The following is a 15408-nucleotide window of genomic DNA, read 5'->3' as shown; positions in this document are numbered from 1 at the left end:
AGTTTTGGGTGGGCGATCAGTCCTTGTTCTGCAACTGCCCCAACTCGTGCAGGAGCGCCGCGCCCGTCCTGATGCCGCTCTGGAAGCAATCCAGCGTCATGTTCTCATTCGGCGCGTGGTTGGCCTCGTCATGGTTGGCATAGGGCGTGACATAGGCGGGGATGCCGAGGATCTTGGTGAAGACGTAGTTCGGCAGGCTGCCGAAGCCGGCCGGGATCAGCAGCGGCTCCTCGCCATGGGCGGCGACGAAGGCGCGGCGCAGCGGCGCGGTATAGCGCGAGGCGATCTGCGTCTTCGAGGGCTGCATGCCGGTTTCCTCGACGATGAACTCGACCTCCGGCGCGTGCTTTTCGACATGCGCCCTGACCTTGCGGAGGATATCCTCCGGGTCCTGCGCCTCGACGAGCCGGATGTCGCATTTCACCAGCGCCTCGTTCGGCAGCACGGTCTTGGTGCCCGGCCCGCCATAGCCGCCGTGGAAGCCGTTGATCGTCAGCGTCGGCTGGAAGCAGAGGCGATCATAGAAGGGCCGGTCGAGCGGTGCGTCGAGGCGCTTGAGGCTGAGGCCCTGCTTGAACGCCTCAATATCGAGCGGCAGGCGCTCGATCGCCTCCAGATCCTCGGCGGTCGGCGGCTGGACGTCGTCGTGCAGGCCCTCGATGGTAATCTCGCCATTGGCGTTCTTCATGGTGGCGAGCAGGTGGACCAACGTCCAGATCGGGTTCGGCACGACACCGCCGAAATTGCCGGAATGGACGTCGCGGCTGGCATGGCGACAGCGCAGGTCGAAGGAGACGACGCCGCGTGAGCCGAACTTGATGGTCGGCGCGCCGCTGGCATGGCGCGGGCCGTCGGCGGTGACGGCGAGATCGGCCTTCAGCTTGTCCTGGTTGGCGCGCACGAAGCCGGCGATGCGCGGGCTGCCGATCTCCTCCTCGCCCTCCAGCAGCAGGATGACGTTGCAGGGCAGTTCGCCATGGACCTTGAGATGGGATTCGATCGCCAGGATCTGGGCGAAGTGCTGGCCCTTATTGTCTCCGACGCCGCGCGCGTAGAGGCGGCCATCGCGGATCGTGGGCTCGAAGGGCGGGGAAACCCACTTGTCGAGCGGGTCCGGCGGTTGCACGTCGTAATGGCCGTATAGCAGCACTGTCGGCTTGCCCGGCGCCTTCTCCCAGCGGGCGACGACCATGGGGTGTCCTTCGGTCTGCACGAGGCTGGTCTCGAGCCCGATCTCCGTCAGCATCTCGACCAAGAGAGCCCCGACCTCGGCGATGCCGATGTTCTCGGCGCTGATGCTCGGGTGGCGCAGATAGTCGATCAGCCGTTCGAGGAAGGTGCTGCGGTTGGCTTCGATATGATCGAAGACCGGAGCCAAGGCGTCGGAGGAAGCCATTGCGTTGTAGGCCTTTGCGGAAAAACGTTGCGATTGTGAATCAAAGACCGCCCGCAGGTCGGGCCGGCTCCCGAGCGGGAGCGCGGCCAGCCTAGGCGGTGATCCTGCGCCTCTCAACCGGAACGCCTCGCCATTCCCGCCGCAGCGGCCATGCGGCAAGGACAAGCCGGGAGGTCGTCCGTCGCCGCGCTCTTCGTCTGCGTCGTCATGCTGATTTTCGAAAGCTGCCGTGGTGGTTTCGCCGGTTTACGCCCGCGATCCGACGCGGCAAAACGGGCGGAAGCGGACCGGATTCAAACACTCGCGGCCGCTTCTGGGGATAATCAATGTTTAGAATGCCGGACTTCGACGAGCTGATCGACCGCCGCGGAACCCATTCCGCCAAATGGGACACGATGGAGAAGAACTATGGCGTGTCGGCTTCCGACGGCATCGCCATGTGGGTGGCCGACATGGATTTCCGGCCGCCTCCTTGCGTCCAGCAGGCGGTGGAGCGCATGGCAAGCCATGGCGTCTACGGCTATTTCGGCGATGACCGCACCAATAGTGACGCCATCCGCTGGTGGATGAAGACCCGCCATGGCTGGGAGGTGGCGTCGGAGGCGATCTTCACCACCCACGGCCTGGTCAACGGCACGGCCCTCTGCGTCGATGCCTTCACCGCGCCGGGCGACGGCGTCGTGCTGATGACGCCGGTCTACCACGCCTTCGCCCGCATCATCCGCTCCGCCGGCCGGCAGGTCGTCGAGTGCCAGCTCCCGGTCGAGGACGGCCGCTATGTCCTCGACATTCCGGCGTGGGACGCGCAGATGACCGGCCGCGAGCGGATGCTGATCCTGTGCTCGCCGCATAATCCGGGTGGGCGCGTCTGGACCGCCGACGAGCTTCGCGAGATCGCGGCGTTCTGCAAGCGCCACGATCTGATCCTCGTCGCCGACGAGATCCACCACGATCTGGTCATGCCGGGGTATCGGCACACAGTAATGCCGCTCGCGGCGCCCGACATCGTCGACCGCCTCGTGATGATGACGGCGACAACCAAGACCTTCAACATCGCCGGGGCCCATATCGGCAATGTCATCATCCCCGACGAGGCTCTGCGCGAGCGCTTCCGCGCGCGGATGAACGCGCATGGCATCTCGCCCAACTCCTTCGGCATGGCGATGGCGACCGCCGCCTACAGCCCGGAGGGCGCGGCCTGGGTCGACCGGCTGGTGGCCTATATCGACGGCAACAGGAAGCTGTTCGACGACGGGGTGAATGCCATCCCCGGCCTGCGCTCGATGCCGCTCGAGGCGACCTATCTCGCCTGGGTGGATCTTGCCGGAACCGGCATGGAACGTGCGGAATTCACCGCCCGTGTCGAGAAGCAGGCGAAGATCGCGGTAAACCACGGCCCGAGCTTCGGCACGGGGGGCGACAGCTTCCTGCGCTTCAATCTTGCCACGCCGCGCGCCACGGTGGTCGAGGCCGTCGAGCGGCTGCAGGAAGCCTTCCGGGACCTGCAGTAGCGCTGTTTGCCGGGCCGCCGCGCCTGGCAGGCAGAACGCGCGTTGCGCCTGATGCGGGACGGCTGTCGCGCCCCGCATTGATCTCTCCGCTTTTCGCCGGGCTCGCACGGGCTTATTGGTTGGAGCGGGAGACCTCATGAGACGCATCTCCGGATATCGTCGCCGCAGCTTCGCCGACATCGGATAGCCGATGACGGCCGCCGCCGCCCACCACGTCGTCATCGTCGGGGCCGGCTTCGGCGGGCTGGAAGCGGCGCGCAATCTTGCCGGCGCGCCGGTCAGGATCACGGTCGTCGACCGACGCAACCACCATCTCTTCCAGCCGCTGCTCTATCAAGTCGCGACGGCGTCTTTGCCGACCTCCGAGATCGCCTGGCCGGTCCGCTCGCTGCTGCGCCGCTATCCGAACGTCACCACGCTCCTGGGCAACGTCGTCGGCGTCGATAGGAACGCAAAGAACGTGCTGATAGAAGGCGAGCCGCCGCTCGCCTTCGACAGCCTGATCCTCGCGACCGGCGCGCGCCATGCCTATTTCGGCCATGACGAATGGGAGCCCTATGCGCCCGGCCTGAAGACGCTTGAGGATGCGACGAAGATCCGGCGGCGCGTGCTGTCGGCTTTCGAGCAGGCGGAGTGGGAGACGGACGAGGCCCGGCGCGCCGAGTTGCTGACCTTCGTCATCATCGGGGCGGGGCCGACGGGCGTCGAGCTCGCCGGCACGATCGCCGAGCTGGCGCATGACACGCTGCGCACCGACTTCCGCAATTTCGATACCCGCAGCGCGCGGGTGGTTCTGGTCGAGGCGGGCCCGCGCATCCTGGCGGGCTTCACCGAAGACCTCTCGGCTTATGCGGACCGCGCGCTGACCCGGCTCGGCGTCGAGGTCAAGACCGGCCGTGCGGTGTCGCGCTGCACCGAGGACGGTATCGAGCTTGGGGGCACCTTCCTGCCGGCGAAGACGATCCTGTGGGCAGCGGGCGTTGCAGCCTCGCCGGCGGCGGAATGGCTGGGAGCGCCGGCCGACAGGGCCGGGCGGGTGATGGTCGAGCCCGACCTCACCGTCCCCGGCGACGCCAACATCTTCGTCGTCGGAGACACGGCCCATGTCGTGTCAGCGGACGGCAAGCCGGTGCCGGGTGTCGCGCCTGCGGCCAAGCAGGAGGGGCGCTATGTTGCCGGGGTGATCACGGCGCGGCTGAAGGGCAAGGCCGCGCCGCCGCCCTTCGCCTATGGCAATGCCGGCAATCTTGCGACCATCGGCAAGCGTGCGGCCATCGTCGATTTCGGCTGGATCAAGCTGAAGGGGCGCATCGCCTGGTGGACCTGGGGCATCGCGCACATCTTCTTCCTGATCGGCCTGCGCAACCGCCTCGCCGTCGCGCTGAACTGGCTGTGGATCTATGTCAGCGGGCACCGCAGCGCACGCCTGATCACGCAGGGACCGGCGAAGGGCGGCGAAACCGGCCTGCCGCGCTGATGGCATGCCTCGTCCGCGTCAGGAATGCGGGAAATCCTCCGGCCTGAAGAACGGCGTATCCTTCAGCTCCGGCTCGTCGAAGGCTTCGAGATCGCGCTGGACCTCGGCGATGTCCTGCCGGAAGAAGCCGGCGACGAGCGCCTGCGCGACGCGCTCTCCGGCGATGGCGACGCCGGGAATGTCGCTCGCGATTGCGCCATGGCTGACAAGGGCGCCGTGGTTGACGAGATGGATGCGCGAGAGTTCGGCCGGTGCATCGGCGCTGCGCGGCTGGAGCTCGAAGCCCGGGCCGAGATAGGGCGCCCGCGCCAGGGCGGAGCGGGCGAGCCCGGTCGGCGGTGTGTAGCGATCGCTCCAGCGCGCGATATGCGGCGCGAAGTCCTCCAGTTCCGCGATGTTGGCCGCGTCGATCTGGAAGCCGGTGGCGACGACGAGAAAGTCGTGGCAGCGCTCGATCCGGCCTTCGGGCGTGTCGATGTCGAGCACGACCTGTTCGCCCTCGCGGCGGACAGCCGCCACGCTGTGGCGGAAACGGATGTCGAGCCCGTCCGATCTCAGGGCGCGCAACACGGTCTCGTGCGGCGGCGGCGCCAGCATGTCGTCGAGATATGCCGCGAGCGCCCAGCGCTCGGCATCCGGCAGGGCACCCCAACCGTGGAAGTAGCCGGGGTTGGCCGAGCCCCGCCCCTTGTTGATCTGCGGCAGATGCGGCCGGCGCAGATACATCGCCGCGCTTGCCGCGCCTTGCTCCAGCGCGGTCGTTGCATTGTCCCAGGCCGAGGCGCTGCCGCCGATGACGCCGACCGACTTGCCGCGCAGCTTGTCGAAATCGATCGGGTCATTGCTGTGAGCTGCGAAGGCCGGCTTAAGCGCCGACGGTACGACGTCTGGCCAGACATCGCCGCCGGCGCCGCCTCGCCCGGTCGCCAGAACGACATGGCGCGCGAAGACGGTCTTCACTCCCTCCGCTGTCCCGATATCGAGGGCGAGCAGGCCGTCACGAGGCCGCAGCTTCGACAGGGTGGTCCGGTGCTGCACCGGCAGATCCAGCACGCGCTGGAGCCAGCCGAGATAATCGACCCAGACGGCATTGGGGATCTTGTAGAGGGCCTCCCACGCCGCTTCGCCGAAGCTCGCCATGTACCAGGCGGCGAAGGTCAGCGAGGGGATGCCGAGGGCCGGCCCGGTCAGCGTCTTGGGCGAGCGCAGCGTGTCCATGCGCGCATAGCGATTCCACGGACCTTCGCGCCCCGGCTCGTTGGCGTCGAATACGCGGATGTTGGTGATGCCTTTGGCCAGAAGCGCCGAAGCCGCGGCGATACCGTTCATGCCGGCGCCGATGATGGCGACGTCGAGAACCGGCTCGCTCGCATTTATCGTCCGCGGATGGAGCCAGGGCTTGGCCGGGAAGCCAAGCAAGGCGAGGTCGCGCTTCACCTGTGCTTCGTGGCGGGCAAGGCCGCCGGCGATCGGCACCGGCGTCGCGATGCGCTTCATCATGGAACCTCCGCCGTTTTGCGGACGGCCTCGGCCGTGCCGAAGCCCTGGCCGGGGATCGAGGCGAGCAACGCCTGCGTGTAGGGGTGTTTGCGCTGGCCGAACACCTCGGCCACCGTGCCGGCCTCCACGACCTCGCCGTTCTTCATCACCGCGACGAGATCGCAGACCTGCGCCGCGACGCGCAGGTCATGGGTGATGAAGACGATGGAGAGCCCCAGCCGCTCGCGCAGATCGGCGAGGAGCTTGAGCACCTGCGCCTGGACGGAGACGTCGAGGGCCGAGACCGGCTCGTCGGCGACGAGGACGTCGGGTTCGAGCGCAAGAGCCCGCGCCAGACCGATGCGCTGGCGCTGGCCGCCGGAGAACTCGTGCGGATAGCGGTCCGCCGCTGCGGGATCGAGCCCGACGAGGCCGAAGAGCTCGCGGGCGCGCTCCAGCGCCTGCCGGCGCGGCATGCCGTTGACGACGAGGCCCTGCGCGACGAGATCACCGACCTTGCGGCGGGGATTGAGCGAGGCGAAGGGGTCCTGGAACACCATCTGGATGTGCCGGCTGCGCGCGCGCATCTCCGAGCGCGAGAGCTTGGTCAGGTCCTCGCCTTTCAGGCGGATCGCGCCGGCATCGGGGTCGATCAGCCGAATGATGCAGCGTGCCAGCGTCGACTTGCCCGAACCGGACTCGCCGACGATGCCGAGCGTCGCGCCCTTCGGCAGGGTGAGCGTCACGTTCTTCACCGCATGGGTGACGCGCTGGCCACGGCCGAGGAAGCCGCCGGTGCGATAGGTCTTCGAGACGTTCTCGATCGTCAGTATCGCCTCATCCGAAAGCGGGCGCGGCGGCGGCGGCTTCAGGGCCGGCACGGCCGCGATGAGCTGACGGGTATAGGGGTGGCTGGGACGGCTCAGGACGGTCTTGGGTTCGCCCTGCTCGACGACGAGCCCGTGCTGCATCACCACGACGCGGTCCGCGATCTCGGCGACGACACCGAAGTCGTGGGTGATGAAGAGCACGGCGGTGCCCTTGCGCGCCTGCAGCTCGCGGATGAGCTTGAGGATCTGTGCCTGGGTGGTGACGTCGAGCGCCGTCGTCGGCTCGTCCGCGATCAGCACCTTCGGATCGAGCGCGAGCGCCATCGCGATCATGGCGCGCTGGCGCTGACCGCCCGAGAGCTCGTGCGGATAGGCTTTGGCGGCGCGCTCGGGCTCCGGGATCTGGACTTCCGTCAGGAGGTCCTGAACACGGGCCGCGATCGCGCGCCTGTCGAGAGCGGTATGGATACTGAGCATCTCGCCGATCTGGTCGCCGATCGAGCGCAGCGGGTTCAGCGCCGTCATCGGCTCCTGGAAGATCATGGCGATGCCGGCGCCGCGAATTTTTCGCATCTCGGCTTCAGCCAGGGCGGCGATGTCGCGGCCTTCGAAAAGGATCCGGCCGCGCTCGATCGCGACGCCGGTGGGCAGGAGCCGCATGATCGCATTGGCGGTCATCGACTTGCCGGAGCCGGATTCGCCGACGACGCAGACGATCTCGCCCGCCTTCAGCTCCAGCGAGACGTCTTGCATTGCGTGGGGCCGGTCGGCTCCCTCCGGCAGGCTGACAGTCAGTCCGTCGAGGGTAAGGATCGCGCTCATCGTCCCTTGAGCCTCGGGTTGAGGGCGTCGTTCAGTCCCTGGCCGACCAGCGAGACGCCGAGCACGGTGAGCACGATCGCGAAGCCGGGGATGGCCGAGACGTACCACTGCACGCGCAGCACGTCGCGGCCGAGCCCGATCAGGTTGCCCCAGGAGGCGACGTTGGGGTCGGAGAGCTTGAGGAAGGCGAGCGAACTTTCGAGCAGGATAGCGACCGCCATGACGACGCTGGCGTAGACGATGACCGGCGGCAGCGCGTTGGGCAGGATTTCGCCGAAGATCAGCTTGAGGTCGGAGAGGCCGATGGTGCGCCCGGCCTGCACGAATTCGCGGTTGCGCAGCGAGAGGAACTCGGCGCGGGTGAGGCGGGCGGGCGCCGGCCACGAGACGATGCCGATCGCGACCATCACCGTCGGCAGCGTCGAGCCGAAGACGACGACGAGCACCAGAAGCAGCAGGAAGTTCGGCAGGGTCTGGAACGCCTCGGTGATGCGCATCAGCACGGTGTCGACCTTGCCGCCATAGAAGCCGGCGAGCGCGCCGATGACGATGCCGATCGCGACCGCGATGACCGTGGCGACGATGCCGATCAGCAGCGAGATGCGCGCGCCGTAGAAAATCTGGGCGGCTATGTCGCGGCCGGAATTGTCGGTGCCTAGCAGGAAGCGCGGATTGGCGAGCGGCCATTGCAGCGGCCGGCCGGCGAGCGCCAGCGGATCGCGCGGGAAGAGCCAGCCGGCGCTCGCCGCCATCGCGATGACGACCAGCAGGAGGATGAGGCCGATCACTGCCGGCGGGCTGCGGAAATAGCGCTTGAGGGCGTCCATTGCTCAGCCCTCCGGCGCGATGCGCGGGTCGAGCCGCGCATAGAGCAGATCGACGATGAAGTTCACGACGATCACCAGCAGCGCCGAGACGAAGACGATGCCGAGCAGCGTGTTGAGATCGCGCTGAATCACCGATTCATAGGCGAGGCGGCCGAGGCCGGGTAGCGAGAAGACGCTTTCGACGACGACCGAGCCGCCGAGCATCGTGCCGGCCTGCAGGCCGATCAGCGTCACCATCGGCAGCAGCGCGTTGCGCAGGACATGGCGGGTGATGACCCGCGTCTCGTCGAGGCCCTTCGAGCGGGCGGTGCGGACGAAATCGAGGTTGAGGACCTCCAGCATCGCGCCGCGCATCAGCCGCAGATAGATGGCGAGATAGATCAGCCCGAGCGTCAGCGTCGGCAGGACGAGGTGGCGCGCGATGTCGAGCGTGCGGGCGAAACCCGTGAGGCCAGCGCCGATATCCTCGAAATCGCCGGCCGGCAGCCATTGCAGATGCACGGAGAACACCACGATCGCCATCAGCCCGAACCAGAAAGAGGGCGTGGCGTAGAAGATCAGGCCGAGCGTCGAGATCAGCGTGTCCTGCCAGCGATTGACATCGCGCGCGGCGAGGACGCCGAATACGATGCCGGCGAAGAAGGCGAAGGAAAGCGCGGAGACCATCAGCAGCAGCGTCGCGGGAAGGCGCTCGGCGATGACACTGGCGACCGGCTTGCCGTAGATGGCGGAATGGCCGAGATCGAACCGGACCAGCCGCCAGAGATACTGGCCGAGCCGCTCGGCGGTGGAGAGGTCGAGCCCGTAGAAGCGGCGCAGTTCCTGCGCGAGCTTGGCATCGCCGCCGCCCATCTGCGCCATCATGGCGTCGACAGTGTCGCCGGGCGCGAACTGCAGCAGCAGGAAGATGCCGATCAGGATCAGCAACAGCGTCGGGATCGAGGCGGCGAGCCGCCGCCCCGCGAGGGTGAGGATACGCATGGTCTACGCGCCGTGTTGTCGCGGGCCGCGCGAGAGGCCGGCCCGCTCTCCTGTTCTTGTTCTTACTCGGCCAACCAAAGGTCGTGCCAGCTCGACGAGCCCCAGCGCGGGGTGTTCGAGTGATTGCGGGCCTTGGCGCTGATCGTGGTGACGAAGATCTGTTCGATCGGCGTCCAGATCGGCAGCTCGGTGTTCACCTTGCGGACGAACTCGCCATAGAGCGCCTTGCGCCTGGCTGGATCGACCTCGGTTGCCGCGTCGTCGATGATCTTGTCGACGGCCTCGTCCTTCCAGTCCCACTGGTTGGTCCAGGGCGCGCCCTTGGGCTGGCCGGAGCGATACCAGACCGTCGTCGAGACGGCCGGATCGTTGCGGTACTGGTGCCAGCCGGTGGCGAGGTCGAAATCCCAGTCGTTGTAGACGCTCTTCAGGAAGCCGCCGCCGTCGACGCGGACGATGTCGACCTTGATGCCGACCTGCGCCAGCGACTGCTGGATGAAGGTGGAGAACAGTGAGATGTCCTCGCCCCAGGGGGCGGGCGTCAGCCGGAGCGAGAAGCGCGTGCCGCCAGCGCCGGGCTTGTAGCCGGCCTCTTCGAGCAGCTTGACCGCCAGCGCCTTGTCGAACGGATATTGCGGGCCGTTGTCGGCGGGGTAGAAATCGGTCGAGACCGAGGGGATCGGCCCGGTGCCGCGCTTGGCGAAGTCGCCGAGGAAGTTCTCGATGAAGAACGGGATATCCAGTGCGTGCGCGATGGCGCGGCGCACGCGGATATCGGCGAGTTCCTTGCGGCGGAAGTTGAACTCGATCGTGTTGGTCCGGGCGTTGCCCTCATTGCCCTTGGTGGAGACGATGAAGCGCTTGTCCTGCGACAGGCGGGCCATGTCCGAGATCGTCAGGCCCGAGAACGGGCTGTAGTGCAACTGGCCGGCTTCGAGCTGGGCGGCGGCGGCCGAACGGTCGGTGATCACGCGCCAGATGATGCGGTCGAGATAGGGCGCGTTCTCGCGCCAGTAGTTCGGGTTGCGGTCGGCGATCACATGCTGGCCGCGCTCGTAGGAGACGAACTTGAAAGGGCCGGTGCCGATGGGCGCGAGGTTGACCGGGTTGTTCCGGATGTCGCCCTTGCCCTCGTAGAGATGGCGCGGCGAGACGTAGCCGAGATCGGGCAGGGCGCGCAGTAGCAGGTTCAGCGGCATCGGCCGCTCGTAGCGGAAGATCGCGGTGTGCGGATCGGGCGTGTCGACGGCGGTGAGGAAGAGCTGCAGCGTGGTGCCGTAGTTCAGGATCTTCTTCCACATCTCCATCGCGGTGAACTGGACGTCCGCCGAGGTGAATGGCTGGCCGTCATGCCAGGTCACGCCCTTGCGCAGCTTGAAGGTGATGGTCTTGCCGTCCGGCGTCGCCTCCCAGCTCTCGGCGAGGACGCCGACGGGGTTGCCGTTGGCATCGAGATCGACCAGCGGCTCCTGGATCTTGCCGCCGATGATGTAGACGCCGGTCGAGGCCTGCAGGCTCGGGTTGAGCTGGCGCTGCTCGGCGCCGTAGTGAACGCCGAAGACGCCGCCCTTGCGCGGCGTCTCCTGCGCGAAGGCCTTGAACGGGTTGACGACGTTGGCCGCGATGGCGGCGGAGGTCATCAGGATGGAACGGCGGGTGAAGTCCATGGGGATCCTCGACGATCTGAGCTCGGAGGCTGAAAGACGGAATGCAGGAGCCGTGCCGGTCAGGCAGGCACGAAGCTGAGCACGGAACCGGAGGCGCGAGCGGCGGGGACGCTGGCGGCGTCGCCGTGGCGGATCGCTCCGGAGGCCTTGGCGGCGGCGTCGAGATCGCGCGTCGCCAGCACCAGCGCAGCGACGCCCTTCGTCGCCGCGCCTTCCCGCACGGCGCCGGGATAGCGCTCGGCGAAAGTCTCGGCGGTATAGAACAGGATGTCGGCGCGCGAGCGCCCGGAGGCGACGCGCCACGCAGCGCCCTCCTGCCGGGCAGGCTCGTCGATCAGCCGCGAGAGATGTGCCGCGGCGGCCTGCGGATCGGCCGACAGGATCTCGATGCGACGCAGCGCGACGGCGCCGTTGGCGTGCTGCTGGAGAACCGGGATCCAGACGTTCTCGCGCGTCAGGTGCTGGCAGGCGAAGATGCGGATGCCGCCGGGCTGCTCGTCGAGCGGCCAGCGGAAGACGTTGAACTTGGCATCGGCCTCGCCACCGCCGGGAAGCGGCACCGGCCGGCCGAAATGCACCGGTCCGATCGCCGGAAAGCCGCGCGCCGTGATCTCGGCTGCTCCGGCCGCGGCGTCGTCGGTGGTGAAGGCGATGCGCTCGACACCTTCGTGCTTCGCCAGGAAATCGCGCGTGGGCTTGTTCTGGTCGGTGTCGGAGACGATCCCGAGCAGTTCGAGATAGTCCTCCTGCAGCATGATCGTGTGATTGGCCGAGCCCATATGCGGCGAATGCAGGCCGCGCGGCGAGACGGTGAAGCCGAGCCCTTCCCAGGCCTTGGCCGAGAGAGCGAGGTCGCGAACGGCGACGACGACATGGTCGACGCCGAGAACATGATCGAGAGACATCAGGCCGGTCCGATACAGTGCCGCCCTGCAGCGGCGTAAGCGAAGAATTTCCTTCTTCGGTCGGCAATCTAGTCGGGCGGTATGGGGAATGTCCTTATCGTTGTTTTCCGATTTTAGAGATGAATGATCTCCTTTTTGCGGTCGGTGCCATGCGGGCCGGCTGCGCTGGACACGCCGCGGCGCGGTCGTCGAATCGCGCTTGATTTTGCAGCGAAGCGGGCATATACCCGCAACTATGCCCATCGCCTGTTACTGCACACGCCTCAAGACCGTGACCCGCAAGATTGCGGGACTCTACGACGTCGCTTTGGCGCCGGTGGGGATCAACATCGCCCAGTTCGCGATCCTCAGGAACGTCCGGAGGCATCAGCCAGTCAGCCTGACGGAACTGGGCCGGCTTCTGGAGCTCGATCGATCGACCATGGGGCGCAATATCCGCGTGGTCGAGAAGATGGGCCTCGTACAACTGGGGCGCGGCGAAGATCAGCGGGAGCTGGTCGTGTCGCTGAGCGCGCAGGGGGAGGCGATTCTGGAGGAGGCATCTCCGCTCTGGGAGACGTGCCAGCAGGATATCACCGGGCGTCTTGGCGCCGAGCGTCTCAAGGCTCTCAACGGGCTGAGCGATCTTCTCTGATCGTTTAATCTTAAGCGGGTATATACCCATAAATTGGATGCTCTCATGTCGCAGATAGCCGTCTCCGCCGAGAACTCGGCATTACCCCGCTTCTTCGCCCGCCGCGGCATCCATTATGGCTGGGTGGTCGCGGCGGTCACCTTCCTGACCATGCTGGTGACGGCCGGCGCCGTCGGTGCGCCCGGCGTCCTGATCGGCCCGCTGCATCAGGAGTTCGGCTGGTCGACATCGGAGATCTCGTCCGCCTTCGCGATCCGCCTGGTGCTGTTCGGGCTGATCGGGCCGTTCGCCGCTGCCTTCATGAACCGCTTCGGCGTCCGGCGCGTCGCGGCCGTCGCCTTGACGCTGATCGCCGCGGGTGTGCTCGGCTCCTTCGTGATGACCACGCTGTGGCAGCTGATGCTGTTCCTGGGCGTCGTGGTCGGCTTCGGCACAGGGCTGACCGCCATGGTGCTGGGCGCGACAGTCGCGACGCGCTGGTTCGCGGCACGGCGCGGTCTTGTGATCGGCTTGCTCACGGCCAGCACGGCGACGGGCCAGCTCGTCTTCCTGCCCCTGCTCGCCTCGCTGACGGAGACGGTGGGTTGGCGCAGCGCGCTCGCCGTCGTGCTCGTCATGCTGCTGCTCGCCGCTGTCGCGGTGCTGATCCTGATGCGCGACCGGCCGTCCGATATCGGGCTGGCGCCCTATGGCGCGACAGCTCCGACGGCAGCGCCGCCAGCAGCACCCGCGACGCTGGGCGCGATGCTGGCCTCGCCGCTTGTCGCACTCAAGGACGCCTCGCGCTCCGGCATCTTCTGGGCGCTGTTCGGCACCTTCTTCGTCTGCGGCGCCAGCACGAACGGCCTGGTGCAGACCCATTTCGTCTCGCTCTGCGGCGATTTCGGCATGGCGCCGGTGGCCGCGGCCGGCATGCTTGCGATCATCGGTGTCTTCGACTTCGCCGGCACGGTCGGCTCGGGCTGGCTGTCCGACCGCTTCGACAGCCGCAAGCTGCTGTTCTGGTACTATGGCCTGCGCGGGCTTTCGCTGATCTATCTGCCCTTCACCAGCTTCAGCTTCTACGAGCTCTCGATCTTCGCGGTGTTCTACGGGCTCGACTGGGTGGCGACGGTGCCGCCGACGGTGAAGCTCGCGGCCGACCGCTTCGGCGAACGCGCCAACCTCGTCTTCGGCTGGATCTTCGCCGGCCATCAGCTCGGCGCCGCTACCGCCGCCTGGGGGGCGGGTTTCAGCCGCACGGTCTATGCGAGCTACCTGCCGGCCTTCTTCATTGCCGGCGTGCTCTGCCTCATCGCTGCCGTCGCAATCGTGTCGGTGCGCGAGCCGCGCGAGAGGGGCCTCGTCCCGGTGGCTGCATGAGGGTTGACGTTGCCATGCCGGCTGGCGCGCATATCTACGGATGATGATCGCGATTCCGTTCGACAACTCCTATGCGCGCCTGCCGGAGCGGTTCTACGCCGCGGTGAACCCGACTGCTGTCGCGGCACCCCGGCTGATCAAGTTGAACGAGGCGCTGGCGCGGCAGCTTGGCCTCGATCCGGGCTGGCTGAAAGGGCAGGACGGTTTGGCCCTGCTCGCCGGCAACAGCCTCGTCGAGGGCACGACCCCGATCGCGACGGCCTATGCCGGGCATCAGTTCGGCGGCTTCAGCCCGCAGCTCGGCGACGGCCGGGCCATCCTCCTTGGCGAAGTGGTGGACCGTGACGGCCAGCGCCGCGACATCCAGCTCAAGGGAGCCGGCCCGACGCCGTTCTCGCGGCGGGGCGACGGGCGGGCGGCGCTGGGGCCGGTGCTGCGCGAATACATCGTCAGCGAAGCCATGGCCGCGCTCGGGGTGCCGACGACACGGGCGCTCGCTGCTGTGCTGACCGGCGAGACGGTTCGACGCGAGACGCTGCTGCCCGGCGCCATCCTGACCCGCATTGCCGCCAGCCATATCCGAATCGGGACGTTCCAGTTCTTCGCAGCGCGGCGCGATGTCGAGGCGCTGCGCCTCCTCGCCGACCACGTCATCGCGCGGCACTACCCGCCGGCGGCGGAGAGCGAAGCGCCGTATCTTGCCCTGCTGGAAGCCGTCGTCGCCGCGCAGGCCGATCTCGTTGCGCGTTGGATGCTGATCGGCTTCATCCATGGCGTGATGAACACCGACAACATGTCGATCGCGGGCGAGACCATCGATTACGGCCCCTGCGCCTTCATGGACAGCTACGATCCGGCGACCGTCTTCAGCTCGATCGACGAGCACGGACGCTACGCTTATGGCAACCAGCCGCCGATCGCGCTGTGGAACCTGACGCGGCTCGCGGAGGCGCTGCTGCCGCTGCTGGCGGATGACCAGGAAAAGGCCGTCGCGATCGCGCAGGACGCGGTCAACCGCTTCAATGAACTGTTCCAGGCCGCGCTGATCGCCGGCTTCCGCCGCAAGCTTGGCCTCGCGACCGAACAGCCCGATGACGTCCCGCTCATCAAGGGACTGCTGGACACGATGCAGCGCGGACAGGCGGATTTCACGCTGACCTTCCGGCGGCTCAGCGATGATGCCGGGGGCAACGGGCAGAGCTGCCGCGAGCTCTTCGGCAATCCCGGAGAGTTCGACGATTGGTACGTCCGTTGGCAGCAGCGGCTGCAGCAGGAGAGCCCCTCCGCGGAAGAGCGGCAGCGCGCGATGCGAAGCGTCAATCCGCTGTTCATTCCGCGGAACCACCGGGTCGAGGCGGTGATCCAGTCAGCCGTGGAACGGGACGATCTGGCGCCGTTCGAGGAATTGCTGGCCGTCTTAGCGAAGCCCTACGACGAGCAACCGGGCCGTGAGGACTACGCTCAGCCGCCGGCCGTGCATGAGCGCGTGCTGGCAACCTTCTGCGGCACCTAGCGTT

12 protein-coding genes are annotated in these 15408 nt (G+C 67.3%); 5 read left to right on the top strand and 7 right to left on the bottom strand.

Annotated elements, in window-relative coordinates; all coding sequences use genetic code 11:
- Positions 1–16 precede the first annotated feature (16 nt).
- Complete coding sequence (locus tag AC1DIN_RS13825; RefSeq protein WP_476810214.1) at positions 17–1396, bottom strand: M20/M25/M40 family metallo-hydrolase; 1380 nt, start codon at positions 1394–1396, stop codon at positions 17–19.
- Between the two features lie 326 nt (positions 1397–1722).
- Between AC1DIN_RS13825 and AC1DIN_RS13820 the strand changes: the two genes are divergently transcribed.
- Complete coding sequence (locus tag AC1DIN_RS13820) at positions 1723–2907, top strand: MalY/PatB family protein (protein ID WP_476810213.1); 1185 nt, start codon at positions 1723–1725, stop codon at positions 2905–2907.
- 190 nt (positions 2908–3097) lie between these two features.
- On the top strand, positions 3098–4384 hold the full coding sequence (locus tag AC1DIN_RS13815) for an NAD(P)/FAD-dependent oxidoreductase (RefSeq protein WP_476810212.1): 1287 nt from the start codon (positions 3098–3100) through the stop codon (positions 4382–4384).
- A gap of 18 nt (positions 4385–4402) precedes the next feature.
- Here the strand turns inward: AC1DIN_RS13815 and AC1DIN_RS13810 are convergent, their stop codons facing one another.
- The 6 genes from AC1DIN_RS13810 to AC1DIN_RS13785 all read right to left on the bottom strand — a co-directional run bounded on the left by AC1DIN_RS13810 (position 4403) and on the right by AC1DIN_RS13785 (position 11895).
- Positions 4403–5884: an NAD(P)-binding domain-containing protein gene (locus tag AC1DIN_RS13810; RefSeq protein ID WP_476810211.1), complete on the bottom strand. Its 1482-nt coding sequence runs from the start codon at positions 5882–5884 to the stop codon at positions 4403–4405.
- On the bottom strand, positions 5881–7515 hold the full coding sequence (locus AC1DIN_RS13805) for an ABC transporter ATP-binding protein (protein WP_476810210.1): 1635 nt from the start codon (positions 7513–7515) through the stop codon (positions 5881–5883). Before AC1DIN_RS13805 ends, AC1DIN_RS13810 begins: the two co-directional genes overlap by 4 nt.
- A complete protein-coding gene (locus AC1DIN_RS13800; protein ID WP_476810209.1) occupies positions 7512–8342 on the bottom strand; it encodes an ABC transporter permease in 831 nt (276 codons plus the stop codon). The genes AC1DIN_RS13805 and AC1DIN_RS13800 overlap by 4 nt, the downstream gene beginning before the upstream one ends.
- A 3-nt stretch (positions 8343–8345) precedes the next feature.
- Positions 8346–9323 (bottom strand): ABC transporter permease, encoded by a 978-nt coding sequence (locus tag AC1DIN_RS13795; RefSeq protein ID WP_476810208.1) that lies wholly within the window; start codon positions 9321–9323, stop codon positions 8346–8348.
- Between the two features lie 62 nt (positions 9324–9385).
- Complete coding sequence (locus tag AC1DIN_RS13790; protein ID WP_476810207.1) at positions 9386–10990, bottom strand: ABC transporter substrate-binding protein; 1605 nt, start codon at positions 10988–10990, stop codon at positions 9386–9388.
- A gap of 59 nt (positions 10991–11049) precedes the next feature.
- Complete coding sequence (locus AC1DIN_RS13785; protein ID WP_476810206.1) at positions 11050–11895, bottom strand: VOC family protein; 846 nt, start codon at positions 11893–11895, stop codon at positions 11050–11052.
- 271 nt (positions 11896–12166) lie between these two features.
- Between AC1DIN_RS13785 and AC1DIN_RS13780 the strand changes: the two genes are divergently transcribed.
- The 3 genes from AC1DIN_RS13780 to AC1DIN_RS13770 are packed head-to-tail and all read left to right on the top strand — an operon-like array spanning position 12167 to position 15404.
- Positions 12167–12529 carry a MarR family winged helix-turn-helix transcriptional regulator gene (locus tag AC1DIN_RS13780; protein WP_476810205.1) on the top strand — a complete coding sequence of 121 codons (363 nt, stop codon included), beginning with the start codon at positions 12167–12169 and terminating at the stop codon, positions 12527–12529.
- A 45-nt stretch (positions 12530–12574) separates the two neighbouring features.
- Positions 12575–13891 (top strand): MFS transporter, encoded by a 1317-nt coding sequence (locus AC1DIN_RS13775; RefSeq protein WP_441470638.1) that lies wholly within the window; start codon positions 12575–12577, stop codon positions 13889–13891.
- 40 nt (positions 13892–13931) lie between these two features.
- Positions 13932–15404, top strand: a complete 1473-nt coding sequence (locus tag AC1DIN_RS13770; RefSeq protein ID WP_476810204.1) for a protein adenylyltransferase SelO — start codon at positions 13932–13934, stop codon at positions 15402–15404.
- Positions 15405–15408 lie beyond the last annotated feature (4 nt).

Source organism: Allobosea sp. 05T438, assembly GCF_056396025.1.
Note: the sequence above shows the minus strand (reverse complement) of the source record. Positions and strands in the feature narration are given on the sequence as shown.